General features: G+C 63.2%; 26 protein-coding genes. 20 read left to right on the top strand and 6 right to left on the bottom strand.

Features of this window, described 5'->3' with window-relative positions; all coding sequences use genetic code 11:
* Positions 1–240: 240 nt before the first annotated feature.
* Together nagA and nucS are read right to left on the bottom strand one after the other, a co-directional pair.
* Positions 241–1494: an N-acetylglucosamine-6-phosphate deacetylase gene (gene nagA / locus ABIE35_RS11135; RefSeq protein ID WP_354514905.1), complete on the bottom strand. Its 1254-nt coding sequence runs from the start codon at positions 1492–1494 to the stop codon at positions 241–243.
* 44 nt (positions 1495–1538) lie between these two features.
* Entirely contained in the window at positions 1539–2234 is a 696-nt protein-coding gene (nucS, locus tag ABIE35_RS11130) for an endonuclease NucS (protein ID WP_354514903.1), read from the bottom strand.
* Positions 2235–2291: 57 nt separating this feature from the next.
* Here nucS and ABIE35_RS11125 point away from each other — a divergent pair, with 57 nt between their 5' ends.
* Together ABIE35_RS11125 and ABIE35_RS11120 are read left to right on the top strand one after the other, a co-directional pair.
* A complete protein-coding gene (locus tag ABIE35_RS11125) occupies positions 2292–2636 on the top strand; it encodes an Rv1322 family protein (RefSeq protein WP_354514901.1) in 345 nt (114 codons plus the stop codon).
* Between the two features lie 18 nt (positions 2637–2654).
* On the top strand, positions 2655–3449 hold the full coding sequence (locus ABIE35_RS11120) for an alpha/beta hydrolase (RefSeq protein ID WP_354514900.1): 795 nt from the start codon (positions 2655–2657) through the stop codon (positions 3447–3449).
* A gap of 96 nt (positions 3450–3545) precedes the next feature.
* Here ABIE35_RS11120 and ABIE35_RS11115 read toward each other — a convergent pair whose 3' ends face one another.
* Entirely contained in the window at positions 3546–4838 is a 1293-nt protein-coding gene (locus ABIE35_RS11115) for an AI-2E family transporter (protein ID WP_354514898.1), read from the bottom strand.
* A 202-nt stretch (positions 4839–5040) separates the two neighbouring features.
* Here ABIE35_RS11115 and ABIE35_RS11110 point away from each other — a divergent pair, with 202 nt between their 5' ends.
* From ABIE35_RS11110 to ABIE35_RS11075, 8 genes are all read left to right on the top strand, one after another.
* Positions 5041–6798, top strand: a complete 1758-nt coding sequence (locus ABIE35_RS11110) for a DUF8094 domain-containing protein (protein WP_354514896.1) — start codon at positions 5041–5043, stop codon at positions 6796–6798.
* A gap of 37 nt (positions 6799–6835) precedes the next feature.
* Complete coding sequence (locus ABIE35_RS11105) at positions 6836–7849, top strand: tetratricopeptide repeat protein (RefSeq protein WP_354514894.1); 1014 nt, start codon at positions 6836–6838, stop codon at positions 7847–7849.
* Entirely contained in the window at positions 7849–8949 is a 1101-nt protein-coding gene (locus ABIE35_RS11100; RefSeq protein WP_354514891.1) for an NADH:flavin oxidoreductase/NADH oxidase, read from the top strand. Before ABIE35_RS11105 ends, ABIE35_RS11100 begins: the two co-directional genes overlap by 1 nt.
* A 41-nt stretch (positions 8950–8990) precedes the next feature.
* On the top strand, positions 8991–9884 hold the full coding sequence (locus ABIE35_RS11095; RefSeq protein WP_354514889.1) for an ABC transporter ATP-binding protein: 894 nt from the start codon (positions 8991–8993) through the stop codon (positions 9882–9884).
* A complete protein-coding gene (locus ABIE35_RS11090; RefSeq protein WP_354514887.1) occupies positions 9866–11437 on the top strand; it encodes a transporter in 1572 nt (523 codons plus the stop codon). Before ABIE35_RS11095 ends, ABIE35_RS11090 begins: the two co-directional genes overlap by 19 nt.
* Before the next feature lie 87 nt (positions 11438–11524).
* Positions 11525–12307 (top strand): glucosamine-6-phosphate deaminase, encoded by a 783-nt coding sequence (gene nagB / locus ABIE35_RS11085; RefSeq protein WP_354514885.1) that lies wholly within the window; start codon positions 11525–11527, stop codon positions 12305–12307.
* Positions 12308–12315: 8 nt separating this feature from the next.
* Positions 12316–12654, top strand: a complete 339-nt coding sequence (locus ABIE35_RS11080) for a DUF3039 domain-containing protein (protein ID WP_017200120.1) — start codon at positions 12316–12318, stop codon at positions 12652–12654.
* 109 nt (positions 12655–12763) lie between these two features.
* Positions 12764–14539 carry a DEAD/DEAH box helicase gene (locus ABIE35_RS11075; protein WP_089595518.1) on the top strand — a complete coding sequence of 592 codons (1776 nt, stop codon included), beginning with the start codon at positions 12764–12766 and terminating at the stop codon, positions 14537–14539.
* An 80-nt stretch (positions 14540–14619) separates the two neighbouring features.
* Here the strand turns inward: ABIE35_RS11075 and ABIE35_RS11070 are convergent, their stop codons facing one another.
* Both ABIE35_RS11070 and ABIE35_RS11065 read right to left on the bottom strand, forming a co-directional pair.
* On the bottom strand, positions 14620–15246 hold the full coding sequence (locus tag ABIE35_RS11070; protein WP_354228368.1) for an isochorismatase family protein: 627 nt from the start codon (positions 15244–15246) through the stop codon (positions 14620–14622).
* Positions 15246–16574 (bottom strand): nicotinate phosphoribosyltransferase, encoded by a 1329-nt coding sequence (locus ABIE35_RS11065; protein WP_354514882.1) that lies wholly within the window; start codon positions 16572–16574, stop codon positions 15246–15248. The genes ABIE35_RS11070 and ABIE35_RS11065 overlap by 1 nt, the downstream gene beginning before the upstream one ends.
* A gap of 37 nt (positions 16575–16611) precedes the next feature.
* Between ABIE35_RS11065 and clpS the strand changes: the two genes are divergently transcribed.
* The 6 genes from clpS to rdgB all read left to right on the top strand — a co-directional run bounded on the left by clpS (position 16612) and on the right by rdgB (position 20928).
* A complete protein-coding gene (clpS, locus tag ABIE35_RS11060; protein ID WP_026540162.1) occupies positions 16612–16974 on the top strand; it encodes an ATP-dependent Clp protease adapter ClpS in 363 nt (120 codons plus the stop codon).
* A complete protein-coding gene (locus tag ABIE35_RS11055) occupies positions 16967–17533 on the top strand; it encodes a DUF2017 domain-containing protein (protein ID WP_089595515.1) in 567 nt (188 codons plus the stop codon). Before clpS ends, ABIE35_RS11055 begins: the two co-directional genes overlap by 8 nt.
* Before the next feature lie 103 nt (positions 17534–17636).
* The gene (gene murI / locus ABIE35_RS11050; RefSeq protein ID WP_502921381.1) at positions 17637–18668 is read left to right on the top strand and encodes a glutamate racemase; all 1032 of its coding nucleotides are present in this window, start codon (positions 17637–17639) and stop codon (positions 18666–18668) included.
* Positions 18665–19462, top strand: coding sequence for an MBL fold metallo-hydrolase (locus ABIE35_RS11045; protein WP_354514878.1), 798 nt, complete (start codon positions 18665–18667; stop codon positions 19460–19462). The genes murI and ABIE35_RS11045 overlap by 4 nt, the downstream gene beginning before the upstream one ends.
* A gap of 48 nt (positions 19463–19510) precedes the next feature.
* Positions 19511–20269 carry a ribonuclease PH gene (rph, locus tag ABIE35_RS11040; RefSeq protein WP_011775233.1) on the top strand — a complete coding sequence of 253 codons (759 nt, stop codon included), beginning with the start codon at positions 19511–19513 and terminating at the stop codon, positions 20267–20269.
* The gene (rdgB, locus tag ABIE35_RS11035) at positions 20266–20928 is read left to right on the top strand and encodes an RdgB/HAM1 family non-canonical purine NTP pyrophosphatase (protein ID WP_354514875.1); all 663 of its coding nucleotides are present in this window, start codon (positions 20266–20268) and stop codon (positions 20926–20928) included. The genes rph and rdgB overlap by 4 nt, the downstream gene beginning before the upstream one ends.
* 65 nt (positions 20929–20993) lie before the next feature.
* On the opposite strand, the gene ABIE35_RS11030 is transcribed toward rdgB, so the two are convergent.
* Complete coding sequence (locus tag ABIE35_RS11030) at positions 20994–21755, bottom strand: DedA family protein (protein WP_198318480.1); 762 nt, start codon at positions 21753–21755, stop codon at positions 20994–20996.
* A gap of 131 nt (positions 21756–21886) precedes the next feature.
* On the opposite strand from ABIE35_RS11030, the gene ABIE35_RS11025 reads away from it, so the two are divergent.
* The 4 genes from ABIE35_RS11025 to ABIE35_RS11010 all read left to right on the top strand — a co-directional run bounded on the left by ABIE35_RS11025 (position 21887) and on the right by ABIE35_RS11010 (position 25007).
* Complete coding sequence (locus ABIE35_RS11025; protein WP_354514873.1) at positions 21887–22288, top strand: GntR family transcriptional regulator; 402 nt, start codon at positions 21887–21889, stop codon at positions 22286–22288.
* Positions 22285–23217, top strand: coding sequence for an ABC transporter ATP-binding protein (locus ABIE35_RS11020; RefSeq protein WP_354514871.1), 933 nt, complete (start codon positions 22285–22287; stop codon positions 23215–23217). The genes ABIE35_RS11025 and ABIE35_RS11020 overlap by 4 nt, the downstream gene beginning before the upstream one ends.
* The gene (locus ABIE35_RS11015; protein ID WP_354514869.1) at positions 23214–23900 is read left to right on the top strand and encodes a hypothetical protein; all 687 of its coding nucleotides are present in this window, start codon (positions 23214–23216) and stop codon (positions 23898–23900) included. The genes ABIE35_RS11020 and ABIE35_RS11015 overlap by 4 nt, the downstream gene beginning before the upstream one ends.
* A 96-nt stretch (positions 23901–23996) precedes the next feature.
* Complete coding sequence (locus tag ABIE35_RS11010; protein WP_089595510.1) at positions 23997–25007, top strand: 3'-5' exonuclease; 1011 nt, start codon at positions 23997–23999, stop codon at positions 25005–25007.
* The last annotated feature ends 32 nt before the right edge of the window (positions 25008–25039 follow it).

The raw sequence follows: 25039 nt of genomic DNA, 5'->3' as shown, positions 1-25039 counted from the left end.
TGGAACATCAGTCCGATACACCTCGTACCGGCTTTGTTACTCCGCGAGAAGACCTTGGATTCCGTCCGGGGATACCGGTTGGTTTCGCAGGAGCTTCACGCTCGCAACTCGTCTTGCGAGCATGAAAACCACCTACACAAAGACTGCTACAACACTTTCATGTGCCCTGCCGGAGGTCAACGGTCTTTTGGGCAATTCTGGAAAATTTTCGGTAAAAAGAAGGTAACGCGGCGCATTGAATTAGCGCTGTGACAGCCACAAGCCGTTGCGCATCACGCCAGTGAGTTCAAGATCTTCGTTAGTAACAACGATGTCCGCCCGCAGACCACGGCGCAGTCCGCCTATTTCGTCGGAAAGTCCAAGGACCGCTGCAGGTACCGCCGTGGCGGAACAAATGGCTTCGGGTAGTTCGACGCCGGCCGCTACGGTTTTACGGACAACCTCCAGAAGGGTGGCGGTGCCACCTGCGATTGACCCCGTGGCATCCAATGTGGCGACACCATCGCTGACGGTCACAGGGGAGGGGCCAAGCATGTAGCTGCCGTCCGAAAGGCCGGCGGCGGCCATGGAGTCCGTCACCAGGACAATATTGGCAGCTCCTACCAGTTGGAAGACCGTGGCTACCGTGCTGGGAGCCAGATGTGTGCCGTCGGCGATGAGCTCCACCACGGCCTTTCCTTCCTGCGCCATCCGCAGGCAGGCAGCAACCGGACCCGGCGCGCGGTGGTGCAGCGGGGGCATCCCATTGAAAAGGTGCGTCACGGTGGGAAGTGAGCTGACGCCGTCGAATCCTGCTGATTCCAGCCCTTCGCGGGCGGCGGCCAGCGACGCCGCCGCCGTGGCGTCGTCACAATCCGTGTGGCCCAGCGAAGGGGTGACGCCGTGGGAGGTCATCACGTCCACCAGCGCGGCAGCGCCCGGAAGCTCGGGGGCGTACGTCATGGTGGCCAGCTTGCCGGCGGCGGCGCCGACCAGCTCCTCCATGAGGTCCAGGTCCGGTTCCAGCAAGTAGTCCGGGTTCTGGGCTCCGCAGCGGGCATGGGACAGGAACGGGCCTTCGAGGTGGATTCCGGCTACGAGGCCTTCGTCCGCAAGCTTGACGTACAGCTGGATGCCACGGAGGAGGTCCTCAGGGGGCGCGGTCACCATGCTGGCCAGGAACGTTGTTGTTCCCGAACGGTGCAGGAAGTCGACGGCTTTTCGCGCCGATGCCTCTTCCCCGCCAGGGAAGTCGCCGCCGTTGCCACCGTGGCAGTGAACATCCACCAGCCCGGGAATCAGGTAGCTGCCGCTGGGGACTCCCAAACGGACGGCGCTCTGGAAACCCTCAAATGATTCCGGATCAAAGCCATCTGCGGCTCCGGCGTAGGCGATTCTGTCGCCTTCGATGGCAACCAGGCCGTCCTCCACCACCTCGCCGTCACTGACAATCGTGCCTTTGATGATCTGGTGGCTTGGCGCGGAAGAAGAGGACAGAGGATCTGCGGCAGTCATGATGTCGATTCTAGTGGCCTGCGGCACATGTGCCTGAGGAAGAGCTAGAAGAGCCGGGACTCGCTGTCATCCACGCCCCGCATGGCGTCATAATCAAGCGTCACGCAGGCGATCCCGCGATCGTTGGCCAGGACCTTTGCCTGGGGCTTGATCTGTTGTGCGGCGAAGATGCCGCGCACGGGTGCCAGCAGGGGATCGCGGTTGAGCAGCTCAAGGTACCGCGTCAGCTGTTCGACGCCGTCAATGTCGCCGCGCCGCTTGAGTTCAACGGCCACTGTGGCGCCGTTGGCATCCCGGGCCAGGATGTCGACCGGACCGATCGCCGTGAAGTATTCACGCCGGATGAGGGAGTAGCCGGCACCGAGGGTCTCGATCTGTTCCGCAAGGAGTCGCTGAAGATCCGCTTCCACCCCATCCTTGATCAGGCCGGGGTCGGTGCCGAGCTCGTGCGAGGTGTCGTGCAGTTGCTCGTAGATGTTGATGATCAGGCGGTCATCGGTTTTGGCAGACTGGACAGTCCACTGTTCCACCACGCCTTCCTCCACGTCCGTCTCTTCCGGCGTGGTCACACGGAGAGTGGCCGGCGGGCTCATCCAGTTCAGCGGCTTGTAGGAGCCGCCATCTGAGTGCACCAGCACAGAGCCATCGGCCTTGACCAGCAGCAGCCGGGTGGCGAGGGGGAGGTGGGCCTTGAGGCGGCCAACGTAATCAACAGAACAACGGGCTATGACGAGTCGCACCCGCCCCACATTACCGTCTCACCATCTGCAACAGCGTGGCTGGGGCAGAATGGAAGCATGCCCCGCTCCAACCGCCCTCGTCGCAACGCGCCCAGCAGACGCTCCGGCAGTGCCGGTGGCAAATGGGCGGAGCCGACGCCTGAGCTGGACCTTGAAAGGGCCAGGGGTGGAATTGCCCGTCGCGAAAGTGCCCCCGATGGGGACTGGATAGTGCGCACCATGACCGCCAGGAAGGCGGAAAAGCAGTACATCTGCCCGGGCTGCTCGATGCCCATCCTGCCGGGCATCGAGCACCTGGTGGTGTGGTCGGACAGCCACCTGTTCGGACAGGCCGCTGGGCTGGCCGAACGCAGGCACTGGCACAGCAACTGCTGGACGGGCCGGACGTATCGCTACCGCTGATTCGCTAGGCTTGGAAGCATGACTTTCGACCCCGCCTCGTTCGTGTTCGCCCCGCAGGATGCGCCCTCGGAGATCCGTGCTTCAACGGTCCTCCCTGCCCGACGCGAGAATGTGGAGTTCACCACCGAGGACGGCAAGGTGCTGCTGGGGGAGTTGGCGTTGCCGGAATCGGGAGAAATCACCGCGACGTTGATCACTCTCCACCCGCTGCCCACGCACGGCGGCTTCATGGACTCCCACGTCTACCGGAAGGCCTCGTACAGGCTCCCGGCGCTGGCCGGTGTGGCTGTGCTCAGGTTCAACACGCGCGGCACACAGTCGCCGCGCGGTACCAGCGATGGCCACTTCGAAGAAGGGATCGGGGAACGCTACGACGTGGAGGCGGCAGTGCGCTTTGCTGTCGAGCGGGGGTTGCCGAACCGCTGGCTCGTCGGTTGGTCTTTTGGCACCGAACTTGCCTTGATGTACGGCGCTGTGGAGTCGGTGGCGCCGGAGATCGAAGGTGCGGTTCTACTGTCCCCGCCCTTGCACCGCGCAACGGATGTCCACCTGAAGGAGTGGGCCGCCTCCGGCAAGCCGCTCACAGTCCTGGTGCCGGAGCATGACGACTACCTGCAGCCTGCCGAAGCAGCCCAGCGGTTCAGCCTGGTGCCACAGGCCCGGTTGGTCGGCGTCGACGGTGCCAAGCACCTCTGGGTGGGCGAGAAGTACGCGGCACGCGTCCTGAATGAAATCGTCGACGACGTCACTCCCGCAGGTGCGGGCGCTGACGGCTTGCCCCGCGAGTGGGCGGGGTCGGTAGCGAACGGATAGTTCGGCCGCGGAGGAGAAGAGTTTATGTACAGAAAATGCCCCTTAACCTCGCGGATAAGGGACATTTTCTGTACATAAACACTGTGGGAAACGCGGTCAGTGCCGGTCTTGGCGGATGATGAACACTTCCTTGATCAGCAGCATGATGGCCGCCGCGGTGGGAATGGCGATCAGCGCGCCCAGGACGCCGAGCAGGCTGCCACCGGCGATCACCGAGATCACAGCCACGGCTCCCGGAACGGCCACGGCACGTTGCATGATGCGTGGCGAGATGAAGTACGCCTCGAACTGCAGGTAGGCGAAGTAGGCGATCGCGTAGACAACGGCGGTCTGCCATCCGGCGGTGAGGGCCACCAGGATGACCACGACGGCGGCGATCATGCCGCCCACCAGCGGAATGAAGGCGAGCAGGGCCACCACAAAGGCAAGCAGGACGCTGAAGGGGATGCCCAGGATGGTCATCACAATGAAAGCGAAGATCGCATTCAGGAGAGCAACGCAGGCTTGGCCGATCACGTAGTTGCCCACAGAATCGGTGATCGCCTCTGAAAGAGCCTCAACACGGGGACGGCGGGACCGGGGAGCGAGGCGGTAAGCCCACTTCTTCATGGACGGCAGGGCCGCCAGGAAGTAGAGGCTCAGGACCAGTACGATCAGCGAGCCGAACAGGCCGTTGGCAACCGTGGAGCCAAAGCCGACCACGCCGCCGAAGATGCCGCCCATTGCCTCGGGATCCTTGACGAACTTATCCAGTTCGGTGGTGATCCGGTCACGGACGCCGAACTGGCTGTCGGCGTTGCGGAAGAAGTCCGAGTCGAGGAATCCGCGGATCCATTCGGGGGCCTGGCGGACGATCTCCGATACCTGCTCCACGATGGTGGGAATCAGGGTTGCGAAGAACCCGGCCACCGCCAGGACAAGGGCTGAAACGGAGATCAGGATGCCTGCCGGCCGGGGGACCCTGCGGGACTCAAGCCAGCGGACTACGGGGTCCAGGCCCAGAGCTATGAAGAGTGCAGCGACGATCCACAGGATGAGCTGGGTGGTGTTGCTGGCGATATAGAACACTGCAAGGGCAATGCCGACACCGGCGGTCCCCATGAAGCCCACATAGAGGGGGTGCTGGGATGACATTCGCGGTCCAGGGGCGCCGAAGCCGTGGTCGTCTTCGGGCCGGAGGCCTCCGGGACCCTCGTCGGTTTCGTTTTCCGGGGGCATTTCGAAACGTACGCGGTTGCGGGCTCCGGGAATGGGCTGCTTCAACCTGCGCCCGAGGGCGGCAAGGCGTCCGGTGCGGACCGGAACCGTTGCGGCAGTGCCGTCCGAGGAAGCATCCACCGCACTTGACCCTGGCTCATCGGTGGGACGGGGCTCCAAGTGGTCTTTCACGCGGTTTTGCTGCCTTTTCATTAGTGGTAAAGGGCTGATTCAGGCTCTGAATGGCCCGGTTATCATGATCATCGCCACACTATCAGGAGCTCGGAATGCCGCGATGGCGGCGCGATGGCGGGGTTTTCCCGATGTTGGGGAGATCACCCCGATCTGACTCTCTGATAACAAAACGGTTACCCTTGAAGTTCAACGACCGCTGATGATAGGTGATCCTGTGCGTTTGAAGACTGCAGCCTTGCTGGTGCTGCTGGGCCTGCTGACGATGCTGGCCGGCATTGGCCAGCTGACTTTCTGGGCCCCCTCCGAGACGGTAACCGCCTCGGTTCCCAGTGATACCAAAGCTGCCCCGTTGACGGTGATCGACCCAAAGTTGATTGCCCTCCATGAGGGGCCAGTGAAGATCAAGATCCAGGGCGAGGGCAACTTCATGGTCGCCACCGGACGACCGGACGACGTCCAAGCCTGGGTGGGTGAGACTGCCCACACCACGCTGACCGGCGTGTCGGCAGACCAGAAGTCACTGGAAGCCTCCTCGGTGGACGGCGAAGCAACGGCTCCCTCCCCGGCGGGATCCGATCTGTGGGTCAGCACCGAAGACGCCAGCGGCGAGCTTGACTACACCTGGAACCCTCCTGCTGATGGCGAGTGGTCCCTGCTGGTAGCCGCAGACGGAACCCAGCCTGCGCCGTCGTCGATTTCCATGACGTTCCCGAACAACGCCACCACCCCCTGGGCCGTGCCGCTGATCGTACTGGGCATCATCATCATCCTGGTGGGTGCGGCCCTGCCCTTCATCGCCAAAGCACTGTCCAACCGCCGTAAGGACGGCCAGGACGACGAGCCGCATGATGGCGGGGAGACCACCACGCTGCCCGTCCAGTCGACGTCAGGTGACGCCGGCCGTCGTCGTGGTCCGGAGACCGAGGGCCCTGCGCTCCGGGTGACCGCCATTGCTGCCGCTTTGGCCGCGGTCATGGTAGGCGGCACGGCTGTCGCCGCCCAGGCAACCACCACGCCTGAGGCGACCCCCACCTCTTCTGCCGCAGCTCCTGCCGAAAGTGAAGGCGGCACCCCCGTGCTGCTGGAATCCCAGTTGCAGCGGATCCTGGAACAGGTTGCCAGCACGGTTGATGCTGCTGACGCTGCCAAGGATGCAGCCAAGCTGGCTCCCCGCGTTGACAAGATGGAACTGCAGATCCGTACGCAGAACTACAAGGTCCGCACCGCTGTGTCGGCTTACGAAGCCCGTATGCCCGTCCGGGCCACCAAGCTCCAGAGCAGCGTCATCAGCACCAAGCGCGAGTGGCCGCGTACAGTCTTTGCCCTGACCCAGGGCGAGGGCAACGTTGTGCCGCAGGTCCTGACGCTGGTTCAGCTCTCGCCCCGCGAAAACTACAAGCTCTGGGGCAGTGCCCCGCTCCAGCCGGGCACCAACTTCCCGTCGTTCCCGGTTCCCCGTGAAGGAACCGAACCTGTGCCTGCCGCCGACAAGACCGGCTTGGCGTACAGCGGCAACGAGGCCTTGGGCATTCTGGCTGAAATGCTGACCACGCCTGATTCCCCGAACCGGAGCAAGCTGGCCGACGGCCAGGCGTCCCCGTACATCGCCGGTGCCCTTGCCTACCAGGCAGACACCGTGAAGAACGGGACCAGCGCCAACTTCAAGTTCACCCACACACCCGTGCCCAACCAGACCGTAGTGCTGCGCACTGCCGACGGCGGTGCGCTGGTTGTAGGGCGCCTGGACTTCGCCTTCGAGGGCACGCCCAAGGCAGCAGGAGACAAACTCCTGCTTGAAGACGATTCCGCCGTCTTTGCCGGGGGCAAGGAGACTACTACCGGCATGGTGCTGAACTTCGCCGAGTCCGTGGCGGTGTACATTCCGCCGGCAGGATCTGCCGACCCCATGAAGCTCGTAGCTGCCACCCGTGGCTTGGTAGGGGCAAGCTTCAAATAGGCAATTCCGCTGCAGGGCAGCGGCTAGAGTGGATGGTATGAGTTCGCCCGGATACCGACCCACTCCAGCCGCTGCCAGCCAGCTCAACCTTCGCGGCGCCGTTGACCTCTCGTCACTGCGCCGCCCGGCCGCACCTCCCGCGCCGCCAGCCTCCGCTTCCGCGGACGGTGCTGCGCGCGACGGCGGTACCCCCAACGGTGATGAAACCAATGGTGGCGCCGGCAGGGCGCCCCTTCGGGTGGATGCCACCGAAACAAACTTCCAGGATCTGGTGCAGCTGTCTGCGCAGGTTCCTGTTCTCTTCCTTCTCTGGTCGCGCTATGCACCGGAATCACCCGCAGTCCTTGACTCCGCTGAGCGCGTGGTGGCGAGTTACGCCGGGCGGCTGGTTCTTGCCGCGGCCGACGTCGACGCCTTCCCGCAGCTGGCCCAGGCTTTCCAGGTGCAGGCTGTCCCCACGGCGGTGGCCGTGGTGAAAGGCCAGCCGGTTCCTCTTTTCCAAGGTCCTGCCGATGACGCGCAGATCAAGGACCTGGTGGACGAACTCCTCAAGGTAGCTGCCGCCAACGGGGTCACCGGTAGCATCGGGGACGCCGCAGCCCAGGGTGAAGACGCCGGGCCTGAGCCCCTCCCGCCCCTGCACCAGGCCGCCATCGACGCGATCGAGGCCGGTGACTACGCCGGAGCAGCTGCGTCCTACAAGCAAGCCCTCCTTGAACAGCCGGCCGACGCCGACGCCAAAGCCGGACTGGCCCAGGTTGAACTCATGGCCCGGTTGGAGAACCTCTCCGCTCCGGAGGCAGAAAACCTCCGTGACCTTGCCGCCCGGGAACCGGACAACATTGACGCCCAGTTGGGCGTCGCCGACCTTGACGTTTCCGGGGGACACATCGAGGACGCCTTCAGCCGCATCATCACGTTCATCGGCAGGAATTTCGGTCCGGAACGCGAGACCGCGCGCGTCCGGCTCCTTGAGCTCTTCGAGGTCGTCGGAACTTCGGACGAGAGGGTGGCCAAGGCCCGTCAAGGACTCGCGAGGGTTCTTTTCTAGTGCCGTCCGCGCTGTTCTCCCCGCTGCAGCTGCGCTCACTCACCATTCCGCACCGGGGATGGGTCTCGCCCATGTGCCAGTACAGCTGTCATCCCGGTACAGGAGAAGGCGTCCCCAACGACTGGCATTTGATGCACCTCGGTTCTTTCGCCGCAGGTGGTGCCGCCTTGATCATGAGCGAGGCCGCGGCGGTTAACGCTGTGGGAAGGATCAGTCCGTTGGACGCCGGACTGTACTCCGATGAGCAGGCTGCGGGCTGGGAACGCATTGTCGATTTTGTCCACCGGCATGGCGCAGTGGATTGCCGGATCGGCGCGCAGCTGGCCCATGCAGGGCGCAAGGCTTCGACGTACTGGCCGTTCGCTCATCAGTCAGGTTCCGTGCCGTCGTCCGACGGCGGGTGGGGCACCGTTGGACCTGCCACCCAGCCGTTTGACGGCTATGCCGCGCCGGCTGCCATGAGCGAAGAGGACATCCTTGCCGTGGTGGACGACTTTGCCGCCGCGGCCTCACGGGCCGTTGCTGCGGGTTTTGACACCGTGGAGATCCACAGCGCCCACGGATATCTGTTGCACCAGTTCCAAAGCCCCCTCATCAACACCCGGACGGACAGGTGGGGTGGAAACGAGGAGGGGCGGAACAAGCTCATGCTCACTGTGGTGGACGCGGTCCGCGACGTCATCCCGGACTCCATGCCGCTCCTGTTGAGGATCTCCGCTACCGATTGGGCTGACGGGGGAGTGGACGTTGAGGCATCAGTCCGCCTGGCCCGCGCTGCTGCCGGTCGCGGCGTCGACCTCGTGGATGTCTCTTCCGGCGGCGCTGTGGCGCACCAGAAAATCAGGGCCGTGCCTGGCTACCAGGCCGGGTTCGCCGAACAGATAAGGCGCGACGCCGGTGTCCCCACTGGTGCGGTGGGGCTCCTCACCAGTGCTGCACAGGCCGAGGACATCGTTGCCAACGGCAGGGCGGATGCCGTGTTCATGGCACGGGCGGCCCTGCGCGATCCCCATTGGTGGCTGAGGGCTGCGTACGAACTCGGCCATGACATCCCCTGGGTTCCGCAATACCAGCGGGCCGTCCCCCGCCACGGCTTCTAGAACCGGATCCGGCTCCGGTACGGCGAGGTTAGGCTGGTCACATGACGGAACCACGCCATGAACCCATGCCCACGTCCGCGCCGCCACAGGCTGCCTCGACTCCAGAATTCCCCGCACCGCCATTAGTCCCCGGACAGACCCCCGCAACCCAGGCTTCCGAGGGGTCGGCTGCGTCAGCGCCGCGGGCTGCCTTGTCCATCCGTGGCCTGGCCAAGCGCTTCGGTGACAAGATCGCCGTCGATGGCGTCAGCCTGGAAGTACCTGCCGGATCCTTTTACGGGATGGTCGGTCCCAACGGTGCAGGCAAGACCACCACGTTGTCCATGGCCACCGGTCTGCTGAGGCCGGATTTTGGCACCGCCTTGATCCATGGGGTCGACGTTTGGGCCCGCCCGTTGGAGGCCAAGAAGCTCATGGGGGTCCTGCCTGATGGGGTGCGCCTTTTTGACAGGCTGACGGGCGAGCAACTGGTGACGTACTCCGGACTGCTACGCGGCATGGACCGCGACGTTGTCGGGGCACGTGTTCCTGAGTTGCTGGCTGCCCTTGACCTTGAGGCCGATGCCGGTTCGCTGGTGGTGGATTACTCCGCCGGCATGACCAAGAAGATCGCCTTGGCCTCCGCTCTCATCCATGCACCGCGTCTCCTTGTCCTTGATGAGCCGTTTGAGTCAGTGGACCCCGTGTCGGCTGCCAACATCCGCGGCATCCTGGAGGGATACGTCGCCTCCGGAGGTACGGTCATTGTTTCCAGCCACGTGATGGACCTTGTGCAGCGCATGTGCAGCCACGTCGCAGTGGTGGCTGGTGGACGCGTCCTGGCAGCGGGCTCCGTGGACGAGGTCCGCGACGGCTCGACGCTGGAGGAACGCTTCGTCCAGTTGGTGGGCGGCGGACACCGGACGGAGGGCCTGGAATGGTTGCGCACCTTCTAAGCCTCAAGTGGCGCCTGCTCCTTAATGGGTTCAAGCGCAGTCCGTGGCAGCTGGTGGGCATGGCACTGGGGCTCCTGTATGCGTTGGGATTGCTGGTTCTCCTGGTTGGAGGCCTCATAGCACTGCGGTTGGCTGATCCGGAGATCGCCCACACTGTAGTGGTATTGGGTGGAGCGGCCACAATCCTAGGGTGGGCCATCATCCCGCTCGTTGCTTCGGCGGCTGACATGACCCTGGACCCTGCGCGGTTCACCACCTTCGCCATACCTTCCAAACAGCTCTTGACGGGCCTTGCCCTCGCGGGCTTCATCGGCATTCCCGGCCTGGCTACCTTGATTGCCGCACTGGGAACGGTTGGAACCTGGTGGCGCAGTGTTCCGGCGGTCACCGGCGCCTTGCTGGGGGCCGTCCTCGGTGCCCTGACGTGCATCGTGCTGTCCAAAGTGGTCACCACGGCGACAGCCGGCCTGGCGGCTTCGAGGCGTTTCAAGGACGTCAGCAGCATCATTGTGTTCATCCCCTTGGTCCTGTTGGGCCCCATCATGGTGGGCGTAGTGGACGGTGTCCGCGGTAGCGCCGACTACCTTCCCGTGCTCGCCCGAACGGTGTCGTGGACGCCCCTGGGTGCGGCCTGGTCCCTTGGCGGCGACATCGACTCTGGTAATCCCGCTGCAGCTGGACTGAAGTTCCTGATCGCGGCGGCCACCATTGCCGTACTCCTCCTCTGCTGGCATGTGCTGCTGAAGCGTGCGCTGGTGACGCCGGCCTACTCGGGAGGCACTGCCAGGAAGGGCGGAAAGCTGGGCTTGTTCGGCCTGCTCCCGGGGACGCCGTCGGGGGCGGTTGCTGCCAGGGCACTGATCTACTGGTTGAAGGATCCGAGGTATGCGGCGTCCTTGGTGATTGTTCCTATGTTCCCTGTGCTGTTCTACTTCGGGGGCGCACAGAGCGGCAGTTATGGATTGCTCATGATTCTGGGGCCGCTGACCGCTTTCGTCATGGCATGGTCCATCTGCGCTGATGTCTCTTATGACAGCACTGCTTTTGCCCTCCATCTCGCGGCGGGTGTCAGGGGAGTCGACGACAGGCTTGGGCGGGCCTTGGCCTGCCTGGCCATATCGCTTCCCATAGTGCTGCTCTTCACAGTGGGGCCGCTCTTCGTGACGGGGGATTGGCAGTGGTTGCCCAACCTCCTGGGATTGTCCCTGGGAACTCTTTTCACCGGCTTGGGGCTTTCTTCAGTCATCTCGGCCCGATACAACATTGCCGTCCCTTTGCCGGGCGACAGCCCCTTCAAGAAGCCGCCGGGAAACGTTGCCCAGACTTTGGCCGTCCAGGCGGTGGGGATGGGCCTCCTGGCCCTCCTGCTGGTTCCGGAACTTGCGCTGGTGGCAGTCCAGGCTTTCACCGGCGGGCCGGAGGCTGGCTGGATCAATCTGGTGGCAGGCCCGGCACTGGGTGTGATCCTCTTCATCGTGGGCATCCGCCTCGGTGGAAAATGGTTGGACGCGCGGGGTCCGGAAATGTTCGCGCAGCTCAGTGTGAACCGTTAGCCACGTAACAACCATGCCCATAGATGGGACATGGGATAACGTCTCTGTCAGATAGCTCGAAGTCCCTTACCAAGAAAGGCCGTGACGATGGAAGTTGTCATTCTCCCTGGCACCAAGCAGATCGGTGCGCTTGCAGCCGATGCCATTGAAGCATTGGTCCGCCGCAAGCCGAATGCCGTGCTGGGCCTGGCTACCGGGTCCTCTCCGCTGCCTGTCTATGACGAACTCGCGCGCCGCTACGATGCCGGGGGACTGGACTTCAGCCAGGCGCACGGTTTCGCATTGGACGAGTACGTAGGCCTCGAGGCCGGACACCCCGAGTCCTATCGGGAAGTGATACGGCGCGAATTCACCAACCGGGTGAATATCAAGCCGGAAAACGTGCACGGCCCGGACGGTGCCGCCAAGGATCTGGAGGCAGCCTGCCAGGACTACGAGGATGCCATCAAGGCCGTAGGTGGCGTGGACCTCCAGATCCTGGGCGTTGGCACCGACGGGCACATCGGTTTCAACGAGCCGGGTTCATCCTTGGCATCCCGGACGCGGATCAAGACACTGATTGAGCAGACCCGGAAGGACAACGCCCGCTTCTTCGACAGCATCGATGATGTTCCCCACCACGTAGTGACGCAGGGGCTGGGGACCATTATGGATGCCCGGCATGTGGTGCTGGTCGCAACGGGTGCCCAAAAGGCTCAAGCGGTGCGTGATTTCGTGGAAGGACCCGTGGCCGCGATTTGTGCCGCATCCATCCTCCAGATGCACCCCCACGCAACAATTCTGGTGGATGAGGCGGCCGCGTCATCGCTGAAATTGGCTGATTATTATCGGCACACGTACGACAACAAGCCGAAGTGGCAGGGCATCTAGACGGTAAGATGTTTGGCATGACTACGCTTCCTCCGGATCCATTCGAAAACGACCCCATGCGCGAGCTTTCCGGAGCCGGAACGTCCACTGCCACCATTGAGCGCGAGGAAACGCGCCAGGAAGTGGAACCCGGCGACCGCGAGCGTTTTTCCCACTATGTCCGCAAGGAAAAGATCATGGAGTCTGCGTTGACCGGCGAGCCGGTCATAGCCTTGTGCGGCAAGGTGTGGACGCCCGGACGGGACCCCAAGAAGTTCCCGGTCTGCCCGGAGTGCAAGGAGATCTACGAAGGTCTCCGCCCCGGCAACGACGGTGGAAAAAACGGCGGCCCGGGCAACTCCAAGTAGTGGGTGGGAAGCGAACACAGGTCCCTTCTGATCGTTACCGTGTCCTCCAGCCCGGCGTTCCTGCCGGGCTGGAGGTAATGGTCGCTGCCATCAGGCCTGGGGGGTCAGCATGACAGAAACACTTTTCGGTGGCCCATCCCTGCCTCCGGCGTACCCGGAACGGGCCGCCTGGGGAACTGCTCCCAAGCTCCGCGCCTGGCAGCAGGAGGCCCTTGACCTCTATATGACCCGCAACCCCAAGGACTTCCTCGCCGTGGCGACGCCCGGCGCCGGAAAGACCACCTTCGCGTTGCGCATTGCCACCACGCTGCTGGACAGCGGCGTGGTCAACCGGATCACGATTGTTGCTCCTACCGACCACTTGAAGCGGCAGTGGGCTGATGCCGCAGCCAAGGTGGGCATTGCGATCGACCCCAACTTCAAGAACTCCGACGGCCAGCACGGCCGTGGTTTTGTGGGCGTCGCCGTGACGTACGCGCAGGTGGCGAGCAAGCCCATGTTGCACCGCGCCAAGACTGAAGCGGCGCGCACGTTGGTCATCCTGGACGAAATCCACCACGGGGGTGAAGCGCTCTCCTGGGGCGATGGCCTCCGTGAGGCATTTGATCCGGCCGCAAGGCGCCTGTCACTGACAGGTACGCCGTTCCGCTCGGATACTTCGCCCATTCCGTTTGTTGAATACGCTGAGGACCGGGACGGCATCCGGCGTTCCAAGGCCGACTACACCTACGGTTACGGCAATGCGCTGAGGGACCATGTGGTCCGCCCTGTACTCTTCATGGCCTACTCGGGCCAGATGCGGTGGCGTACCAGTGCAGGCGACGAAATGGCGGCCTCGCTGGGTGAAGCTGCCGTTACCAAGGACATCACCTCCCAGGCGTGGCGCACGGCGTTGAACCCCACCGGCGAGTGGATCCCTGCCGTCCTCGCCGCAGCAGACAAGCGCCTCAGCGAGGTCAGGCGGACGGTGCCGGACGCCGGTGGCCTGGTCATTGCAACGGACCATGACGACGCCCGCGCCTACGCGGGCCAGCTCAAGAAGATCACGGGCCAGTCGCCCACGGTGATCCTTTCGGACGATTCCAAGGCTTCAAGCAAGATCGAGGAATTCTCCGCGGGTGAACAACGCTGGATGGTTGCGGTCCGCATGGTGTCCGAAGGCGTTGACGTCCCGCGCCTTTCTGTCGGCGTCTACGCCACCTCCACCTCCACGCCGTTGTTCTTCGCACAGGCCGTGGGACGATTTGTGCGTGCCCGCAAGAGGGGCGAGACGGCGTCGGTCTTCCTTCCCTCCGTGCCGCCCCTGATGATCCTCGCCAACACCATGGAGGCAGAGCGGGACCACGCTTTGGACCGCCCGGAGAAGGATGAGGACGGTCTCTTCAATCCCGAAGAGAACCTCATGGCCGAGGCCAACCGTGAGGACAAGGCATCGGACGAGCTCACCAAGGGCAAGTTCGAAGCACTGGACTCCCAAGCGTCGTTTGACCGCGTCCTCTTTGATGGCGGCGAGTTCGGCACGGGAGCGGATATCGGTTCCGATGATGAACTGGACTTCCTGGGCATTCCCGGGCTCCTCGACGCCGAGCAAGTGGGAACGCTGCTGCGTCAACGCCAGCACGACCAGCAGTCGCGCAAGAAACGCCAGTCACCGCTGGCGGCTGCGGCTGCACCGGCCGTGCCTGACCACCGGATGCTCATGGATCTCCGGAACGAGTTGGCCAAGAACGTCGCTGCGTGGGCTGCCCGTACCGGCACCCCGCACGGAGTAGTGCACACCAAACTTCGCGAGGTGTGTGGCGGCCCGGCGGTGGCGCAGGCCAATGAGGAGCAGTTGCAGGCCCGCCTGCGCAAGCTCCAGGATTGGTTCATCGGCAGGAAGTAGCAGGACCATCATCTGCAGAAAAGCCAGGGGGCGCCGCGGTTGCGGCGCCCCCTGGCTTTTCTGCTGCAATGCTGTCAGCTTCAGTCGCGTTCGACGTCGACGCCGGCTGCTTCCATTTCGTCCAGCGCATCGGTGAGGTCTTCGGCTATTCCGGCGGTAAGCCCGGCGATGACGGTGGTGTTGTAGCCTGCCTGCACGGCATCCAGCGCTGTTGACTTGACGCAGTAGTCGGTGGCGAGGCCCACCACCACCACGTCTTCGACGTCGTGGCTTTGCAGCCAGTCATCGAGGCCAATGGCATCCTCGTCGAGGACTTCGGCAACGGCGGCCCCGGCTTTCAGGTCTCCCGTGGGAACGTCGTCTTCGGGGGCGAGGACACCTTCAAAGCCGGAGTAGGCCGCTGTGTATTGCCCTTTGCGGAAATAGGCCTGGATGTACTCGGGGTCCAGGTCTTCGTGAAGCTCCGCGCCTTTGGTCCGGGCACGGCAGTGCGGAGGCCAGGACTCCACCATGTCGGGGTCATCGGAGAAGTGGTCGCCCGGTTCGATGTGCCAATCCTGGGTGGCCACGATGTGGTCGAAGTGCTGCTGGTTGGCGTCCACGTATTCGGTGATGGCTCCGGCGACGGCGGCACCACCTTCGACGGCCAGCGTGCCGCCCTCACAGAAGTCATTCTGGACATCGACGATGATCAGGGCGCGGGACATCAGTTCTCCTCGTAGACGGTGGGGATGGCGGCCTCGCCTCGCTGGAGGCGGTTGACGACGGCGGGCAGCTCGGCCATTGTGGCCGCGTGCTGTTCCTTGGCACGGATGACGCCTTCCGGGCCGGTCCAGCCCGGCAGTACCTCCCCGTTCTTGACGAATTGGTGGAGCAGCACGCGGTCGTTGCCGTCGTCTTCGGGACGGTGTCCGATGCCCACGACCTCCTGGGTGGCGCGGCCTCGCTCATTGAGCTTGCGGAGGGCGTATTTGCGTCCGCCCACGCTGGCTTTGTTCTTGGCGGCCTTGGCCACGGAGATGAAATCACCGGAATCATTGGTGCGGCTGACCAGCTTGTAGACCATGCTGGCAGTCGGGGCGCCGGAACCTGTCACCAAGGAGGTGCCGACGCCGTAGGAGTCCACTGGGGCGGACTGCAGGGCGGCAATGGCGAACTCGTCAAGGTCCGAGGTCACCACAATCCTGGTGTTGACATTGCCGAGGTCATCGAGCAACTGCCGGACCCATTGGGCCTGTGCAATCAGGTCACCCGAATCCAGGCGCACGGCGCCGAGTTTGTCGCCGGCGAGTTCCACCGCAGTGCGGACCGCCGCCTCGACGTCGTAGGTGTCCACCAACAAGGACGTCCCGGGTCCGAAAGCCGCGATCTGGGCTTCGAAGGCCTCCCGCTCTGTGTCGTGAAGGAGGGTGAAGGAGTGTGCCGCGGTGCCCACGGTCTTGATGCCGTAGCGTCGTCCGGCCTCCAGGTTGGAGGTGCTGGCGAAGCCGGCTATTACAGCGGCGCGGGCGGCCGCCGTCGCCGATTCCTCCTGGGTTCGCCGGGAGCCCATCTCGATGCAGGGGCGGGTGCCCGCGGCAGAGGTCATGCGTGAAGCGGCGGACGCAATGGCGCTGTCATGGTTGAGGACGGACAAGATGTAGGTCTCCAGGATGCAGGCTTCTGCGAAGGTGGATTCCACGATCAGGATGGGGGAGTTGGGGAAATAGGCGTCGCCTTCGGCGTAGCCCCAGATGTCGCCGCTGAACTTGTAGTCGGCCAGATAGTCCAGGGTTTCCTGGTTGACAACCTTGTTCTTCTCAAGGAATGCGAGCTCGGCGTCGCCAAAGCGGAAGTCGGCGATCCCCTCCAGCAGGCGGCCGGTGCCGCCCACTACGCCATAGCGCCGTCCGTCCGGCAGCCGCCGGGCGAAGGCTTCGAAGACCGACCGGCGATGCGCGGCGCCGGAATGCAAAGCGGCCTGAAGCATCGTCAGTTCGTAGTGGTCTGTGTACAAGGAAGTTGCGGGATGGTCCCAGGACGTGGCTCTACTCACGAATTCACTCTAGTGCGAGCCGCCATAGAATGGACAGATGAGCCCTAGCGTTGCGTATGGCACGGACATCGATGAGCGGACCAAAGCTGCAGAGCAGTCCGCCACCGATGTCCTGACAGCCCCTGATATCCCGTGGAACCTTGTGATCTGGAATGATCCCGTGAATCTGATGAGCTACGTGAGCTTTGTTTTCCAGAGTTACTTCGGGTATTCCGAGTCCAAAGCCCACAAGCTCATGATGGAGGTCCACAAAAAGGGCCGGTCCATCGTGGCCCACGGCAGCAAGGAACAAGTGGAGCAGCACGCGGTGGCCATGCACGGTTTTGGCCTGTGGGCCACTGTGGAGAAGGCTGCGAGCGGCAACGAAACACCCGGAAAGGGCGGCCGACAGCGTGGCTAAGGCATTCAAGTACGGACTCAAGGGCATCACCGGATTCCTCGAGCCCGCCGAGCGCGACCTCCTGCGCGGGTTGTTGGACGACGTCATTTCCATGCTGGAGCAGGACGTACGCCAGAACGAGGACCCGTTGGCGGCACTTATCGGGCTGGACATGGACGTCAAGCAGCCCAGCGACCGCGCCTTGCTGCGGCTTTTGCCCAACGTCATGAAGGACGACGACGGCGGCTCGCTGGAGTTCCGGCAGCTCACCGAACGCTCTGTGCGGGAAAACAAGATTGGCGCCCTGAGGGCTGCGGCCATGGGTCTGGATAAAGACGAGCTGGTCCTGACCCCTGAAGACGCCACTCGATGGTCCATGGCGTTGAACGATGTCCGCCTGGTCCTGGCCGAACGCCTGGACATTCGGGACGAAGCGGACGCGGAACACATTCACAGCATGCAGGACTGGAGCCAAGCGGAGGATGTGGAGAGCTACTTGGCCTTGGTCTACAACTTCACTACGTGGCTGCAGGAGTCCCTGGTGCAGGCCATGATGGCCGCAAGGCAGGCGAAATCCTGATCCGGACGGCCGGGCCGTGCTCCCGCCTTGTGACACATCAGACACGAGGCGGAGGCCACAGGTAATGGCCGCGCACCAGGGGAAGCCTTATTCTCGAATAATCATGACTTCAGCATCGGGTTCACCCAACGGCGCCCTGGACAGTGACGCCCCCACCAGCACGGGAGAACTTGTCGGGACTCGCCCGATCGGCATTTTCGACTCCGGAGTGGGCGGGTTGACCGTAGCGCGCTCCATCATCGATCAGCTCCCCAACGAATCGATCCTTTACGTCGGTGACACGGCCAATGGCCCCTATGGTCCACTTCCCATCGCCGAGGTACGTGCAAACGCCTTGGGCGTCATGGATGAATTAGTGGACTCGGGTGTGAAGTTGCTGACCATCGCCTGCAATTCGGCATCGGCGGCTGTGCTCCGGGACGCCAGGGAACGCTACACGGCCCGCTATGGCATCCCGGTCATCGAAGTGATCCAGCCTGCAGTGCGGCGGGCTGTCTCGGCTACGCGTTCAGGCCGGATCGGCGTCATCGGGACCTCGGCCACCGTGGGATCGCGTGCCTACGAGGACACGTTTGCTGCAGCCCCGGACCTCACCATCACCTCCGTGGCTTGCCCGGCGTTCGTGAACTTTGTGGAGGCGGGGATCACCACCGGCCCGGACCTGCTTGCCGCCGCCAACGAATACTTGGAACCGCTCAAGCACGCCGGCGTGGACACGGTGGTTCTGGGATGCACCCACTACCCGCTGCTGACCGGTGTGATCTCCTATGTGATGGGTGAGGACGTTACCTTGGTGTCCAGCGCCGAGGAGACCGCCAAGGACGTTTATCGGGCCTTGGCAACCCATGGCATCCAGCGGACGGAGTCCACCACGCCGAGCCACGAGTTCATTGCCACCGGCGATGCCGCCCAATTCGAGACACTTGCCCGGCGTTTCCTGGGGCCGGAAGTGCTCTCCGTGAAGCATGTGGACCATGTAGCGGCGCAGTACCCCACAGGCAGCCTGGCCCGCATCACGCCCGAGATGCTGGAAGCCGCACGGTCAGGGACCGGGTTGTCCCGCCGCTCGTATTTCGTACAGCCGGACCGCGGCCTTAATGGCAGTGCAGGCACAACCCTGGGGCGTGGACTGTGAAGCTGACCATCGTGGGCTGCACCGGTTCCTTCCCCGGTCCCGGCTCGCCGGCGTCGTGCTATTTGGTGACGGCGCACGACGGCGAACGCGAGTGGAAGATCGTCATGGACCTCGGCAGCGGAGCACTGGGAGCAATCCAGCGGTACACCGACCTTGAAGACATTGACGCGATATTCCTCACCCACCTTCATCCGGACCATTGCATGGACCTCTGCGGACTCCATGTGGCCGTCCGCTGGAAGCCCGGGGGATGGGGACGGGACAGGCTCCCGGTATGGGGACCCGCGGCGACGGCGGACCGGATGGCTACGGCGTATGGACTGGACCTGGATCCTGGAATGCATGAGGAATTCGACTTCACGCACTGGGCCGAACTCAAACCTGTCACCGTGGGTCCGTTCACTGTGACTCCGTATGCCGTCAACCACCCGGTGGAAGAGGCCTACGCCTTGCGCGTAACGGCCACCGAACCCGGTAAAGACGGTGTCCCCGTGACCAAGATCCTGACCTACTCCGGCGACACTGATTCGTGCCAGGGACTCGAAGATGCGGCCAAGGGCTCTGATCTGTTCCTCTGCGAGGCAGCGTTCGAGGAAGGCCGGGACGATGACATCAAGGACGTCCACCTGACAGGAAAGCGTGCAGGCGAAGCCGCAAGCAATGCCGGCGCCAAACGGCTCCTCCTCACCCACATTCCTGTATGGACCTCACAGACCAAGGTGTTGTCCGAGGCAAAACCGGTCTTCGCCGGAGACGTGGCAGTAGCCGTCGCCGGAGTCCACTACACGATCTAGCGTGGGATCGGCGTCGGGAGGTGCCCCTGGCTTGGCTAAGCTTGAACCATGACTTCTGAAGCTACAGCCACACCCGTCATCCGCGCCGATGGCCGGACACCTGACCAACTGCGTCCCATCAGCATCACCCGCGGATGGTCCAAGCAGGCCGAAGGTTCGGCGCTGATCGAGTTCGGCAACACCCGGGTACTGTGCACAGCTTCGCTGACCGAGGGCGTGCCGCGGTGGCTCAAGGGCGAAGGCCGCGGCTGGGTTACTGCAGAGTACGCCATGCTTCCCCGTGCCACGAACACCCGCTCGGACCGTGAGTCCGTCAAGGGCAAGATCGGCGGACGCACCCATGAGATTTCACGCCTGATCGGCCGTTCCCTTCGCTCCATCATTGATACCAAGGCGCTCGGCGAGAACACGATCGTCCTGGACTGCGACGTCCTGCAGGCCGACGGCGGCACCCGCACCGCTGCGATCACCGGCGCCTACGTTGCCCTCGCGGAAGCCATACGTTTCGCCCGCGAGAACAAGCTCATCGCTCGGAACGCCGAGCCGCTGGTGGACACTATTGCAGCTGTTTCCGTGGGCATCATCGACGGCGTACCCATGCTTGACCTGCCGTACGTGGAAGATGTTCGTGCGGAAACGGACATGAATGTGGTGGTGACCGGATCAGGGAAGTTTGTTGAAGTCCAGGGAACGGCTGAAGGTGCTCCCTTCGATCGCGACGAGCTCAACGCCCTGCTTGACCTCGCCTTGCTGGGCACCACGCAACTGTCAGCCATCCAGCGCGAAACCCTGGCTGAGGCCCCGTGAGCGCCACAGTGCCTACAGCGGAGCCCCGGCTTGTCCTGGCAACCCACAACAAGGGCAAGCTGAAGGAACTCCGCGAACTGCTGCGGGGCCAGGTTCCAGGGCTCGACGTCGATACCCAGGTGGTGGACGCCGCCGCGGCAGGCGCCCCGGATGTAGCGGAAACCGGTGTTACGTTTGCCGAAAACTCACTCCTCAAAGCCCGGGCCGTGGCTGAGGCGACAGGCCTGATAGCCATTGCCGATGATTCCGGACTGGCCGTTGATGTCCTGGGCGGCGCTCCCGGTATCTTCTCGGCTCGATGGTCCGGAACCCACGGGGACGATGCCGCCAACCTGAACCTGCTCCTGGCCCAGCTCTCCGATGTTCCTAATCCGTTCAGGGGGGCAGCCTTCGTCTGTGCTGCCGCTTTGGCTGTGCCGGGTCCCGATGGCATAGCCCGCGAGACTGTGGAGTATGGCCAGCTGGAGGGCACGCTCCTCCGTGAACCCCGCGGCGAAGGTGGCTTCGGCTACGACCCCGTACTGCAGCCGGCCGGGATGGACCGCAGCTGTGCCGAGCTGAGCTCTGGGGAGAAGAACGCCATCAGCCACCGCGGACAGGCATTCCGTGCTTTGCTGCCCGCAATCGTGGAGGCGTTGTCCGAGTCCGGCTCGAACTAGTTTCCTCCTGACGCAAAAGGCACCCCGCAATGCGGGGTGCCTTTGCCGTACTTGCGCGGTGAGCCTCAGTGCTCGCCGTGCTTGCCGCCCTCGTGTTCCTCGATGAACTCTTCAACAGGGTCTGTTCCTGCTGCTGCCGCCTTGCGCTTGGCCACGAATCCACGGCCGATTTCAATGAAGATCGGGATGACCGAGATCAGGACGATGACAATGAAGATAATGTCGATGTTGTTTCCAACCCACTCGAACTGGCCAAGCCATGCGCCGAGCAGGGTAACGCCGCCGCCCCAGAGGACGGCACCGATGACGTTGAAGAGGAAGAACTTTCGCTTATCCATCTGCGCAACGCCCACGATCACCGGCACGAAAGTGCGGATGATGGGAACGAAGCGCGCCAGGATCAACGCCTTGCCGCCGTGCTTTTCGAAGAACGCATGGGCGCTCTCCACATTTTCCTTCTTGAAAAGCCGTGAATCCGGCTTGTTGAAGATGGCCGGGCCGGCCTTCGATCCAATGAGATAGCCGGTCTGGTTACCGATGATGGCAGCCACGATGATCATGCCGCACATGGCCCACAGGTTGAATTCGATGGCGCCGGTGGAGACCAGCAGCCCCGCCGTGAACAGCATCGAATCGCCTGGCAGGAAGAAGCCCACCAGGAGGCCTGTTTCTGCAAAAACAATGGCGCAGACCAGGAGGACCACCCACGGTCCCAGCGGTGAGTCGCGGAGGAATACGTCGGGGTTCAACCAGTCCGGCAGGAACGAAGCCATGGAGGGCTGAACCGGTCCCGCGCCCCCGAAAGTGGATACGGCAAGGTCGTTTATCGCAGAAAAGATCACCCATCAAGCCTACTTGACGGCCGTCGTCGTGATTTTCGGGGAAGAACCCTTGACTCTTGCTTCGTTGCTTGTATGGTTAGTTACATGAGTAATGAACCAGTTAGGCGGAGGTGCTCGTGATTGACGACACCAAGCCGATCTTCCTGCAGATCGCCGAACTCATCGAGAACGGAATTGTGGACGGCACCATGGCCGAGGAGTCCCAGGTGCCCTCCACCAATGAGTTTGCCGCTTTCCATCGCATCAACCCGGCAACGGCTGCCAAGGGTGTCAATCTGCTCGTGGATGCAGGGATTCTCTACAAACGCAGGGGGATAGGGATGTTTGTTGCAACAGGAGCCCGCGCCCAGTTGATCGCGCGCCGCACCGAAGAGTTTGTGGAGCAGTACGTCAAGCCGCTTGCACTGGAAGCCCGGAAGCTGGGCATTTCGGCGGAGCAGCTGAACACCATGATTGAACGCAACTCCGGGCTTGCCCCGGAATCAGGGACAGACAAGGAAAGGAGCGCGGCCCTGTGAACGACACCATCGTCGAGGCCCGTAACCTGAACAAGCACTACAAAGACCTCAACGCGCTGGACAACGTCAACCTGCGGCTCTCGGCAAACCGTATCTACGGATTGCTCGGACGCAACGGCGCGGGCAAGACCACATTGATGTCCATCCTGACCGCCCAGGCTTTCGCGACCTCGGGCGATGCCCTGGTCTTTGGGGCCAGTGCATATGAGAACGATGCCGTGCTGTCCCGGCTCTGTTTCATCCGGGAGTCGCAGAAATATCCAGATGACTTCCAGCCCCAGCACGCCTTCCGATCCGCAGCCCTGTTTTACAAGAACTGGGACCAGGACTTCGCCGACCGGTTGGCCGAGGACTTCCAGCTCCCCGTCAAGCGCCGGATCAAGAAGCTCTCGCGCGGTCAGTTGTCCGCCGTCGGCGTCATCATAGGTCTGGCCTCGCGCGCGGAACTGACGTTCTTCGACGAGCCATACCTGGGGCTCGACGCTGTCGCCCGCCAGATGTTCTACGACCGCCTGGTGGAGGACTATGCGGAGCACCCGCGCACCATCATCCTGTCCTCGCACCTGATCGACGAGGTGGCCAACCTCCTGGAGCATGTGGTGGTCATCGACCGGGGGCGGATCATCATGGACGCAGATGCCGACGAGATCCGCGGTTCGGCCGTCACCGTTTCGGGATCAGCGGACAAGGTGGATGCATTCCTGGCCGGCCGCAGGATCCTGCACCGCGAAACGCTGGGGTCCCTGGCTTCTGTGACGGTGGATGAGGCCCTTAGCAGCCGCGAGCGAACCGAAGCGCAGGAGTTGGGCCTGGAACTGTCGCCCGTTTCCCTGCAGCAATTGGTGGTCCGCAAGACCATGGCCGGGACGGGAGCAACAGGAACAGGTATTGGAGATTTCGCCGATGACACGATGGAGGCCAGGCGATGAGCAGGACAGTAGCAGTTGCGCGGATGCAGCTGATCAATAAGTGGACTTATATCGGATGGCCACTGACCATCCTCGCGGCTTCCTTCCTGATGTCGCTGGCCATCTTCGCCCTGATCCCGGTCCAGGAAGGCAAATACGGCGGCGGAAGCCAGGCCCCCATGTGGTACTTCCTGGTGCTGGGGATCCAAAGCATGACCTTGGTGTTTCCCTTCTCCCAGGGCCTGAGCATCAGCCGCAAGGCGTTCTACCTGGGAACGTTGGGACTCTTTTCCCTCATTGCACTCGGAATGACAGGGCTGTACCTTCTGGGCGGCGTCATTGAAGCGGCCACCAACGGTTGGGGTGTTTACGGATACTTCTTCAAGATCCCGTGGGTAACAGACGGGCCGTGGTACTCCACCGCAGCGTTCTTTTTCGTAGTGATGATGTTCATGTTCATCATCGGATTCTGGTTCGCCACCATTTTCAAACGTTGGGGGACAACCGGGACCTTGATCTCAACCCTCGGAACCGGGCTGGTCCTGATTGGTATAGCCGCGTTGTCCACCTTGCTTCAGTGGTGGGGTCTGATAGGGGCTTGGTTCGCCCAGCAGACGCCGCTCACCATCAGCGGTTGGGCTGCGCTCCTGTGCATCGTCCTGGCAGCAGGTTCCTACACAACCCTGCGCAGGGCCACCCCGTAGGCACAGAAATGTCGCGTTGACCACAATGCAGGCCGGAAGGGCCGCCCCACCGCGCAAATCGGAAGGGGCGGCCTTTTTCGGCTGTAACCTTGTCCAGTGGCATTGGACTTTACGGCGATCGACTTTGAAACAGCCAACGGCTTCCGGGGGTCGCCGTGTTCGGTAGGCCTCAGCAAAGTCCGCGGCGGGGTCGTAGTGGAGGAAGCGTCCTGGCTGATGCGCCCTCCGGAGAACCACGATCACTTTGAGTTCCACAACACCCGCATCCACGGCATCCGCGCTGAGGACGTTGCCGGCCGCCCGCGGTTCGGTGAACTCTTCCCGGAAATCGGCGCGTTCATAGGTGGCGATGTCCTTGCCGCGCACAACGCAGCCTTCGACCTCGGCGTCATTCGTTCCGGTCTTGAAGTATCAGGCCTTGCCGGACCGGCCTATGACTACGTCTGCACGGTGATGCTGTCCCGGCGCTGCTACTCGCTGGTGTCAAACTCCTTACCTTATGCCGCGGAAGAGGCTGGCGTGCCATTGGTAAACCACCACGATGCCGCCGAGGACGCCCGGGCCTGCGCCGGTATCCTTGTGGACATCGCCCGGCGGAACAATGCCAACAGCATCGCCGAACTCTACCTTTCCCTGGGCCTTAACCTCCCCCAGCAGCCGGCGTTCGATCCCGCGCAGGGCCTTTCCAAGGCGACCCTCTCTGCGCTCGCCGCCAAAACGGGAAGTGCCGCTGAGGGCGCCTTGGAACGGGCCGTTGGCGGACCCAGTGGATGGTCGGCCTGGCCTGAGGAAGGGCCTAATCCCTTGCCCAATCCGGCTGCGGAGCCGGGGCATCCTTTGTTCGGACAGACGGTGGTTTTCACGGGTGATCTCGCGATCACGCGGCCGGAAGCCAAATCGCGGGCCGCGGACATGGGAGCCCGCCCCGAAAGCCGGGTGACGGCAAGGACCACCGTGCTCATAGTGGGCGATGGCTTCGTGGCGGGCGACCTTCGCGCCGGACGACTTACTGGTAAAGCCAAGCGGGTACTGGAACTGCACGCAAAGGGCCAGCAGATCGAGGTCGTGTCCGAGGGCGAGTTCCTGCAAATGGTGGGCGGGGCCTGACCCGCAGAGGGTCATACTGCGCAACAATGCTT

Source organism: Paenarthrobacter sp. 4246 (genome assembly GCF_040546855.1).
Taxonomy (GTDB): Bacteria; Actinomycetota; Actinomycetes; order Actinomycetales; family Micrococcaceae; genus Arthrobacter.
The sequence above is the reverse complement of the archived record's forward strand: the minus strand, read 5'-3'. Positions and strand labels throughout refer to the sequence as shown.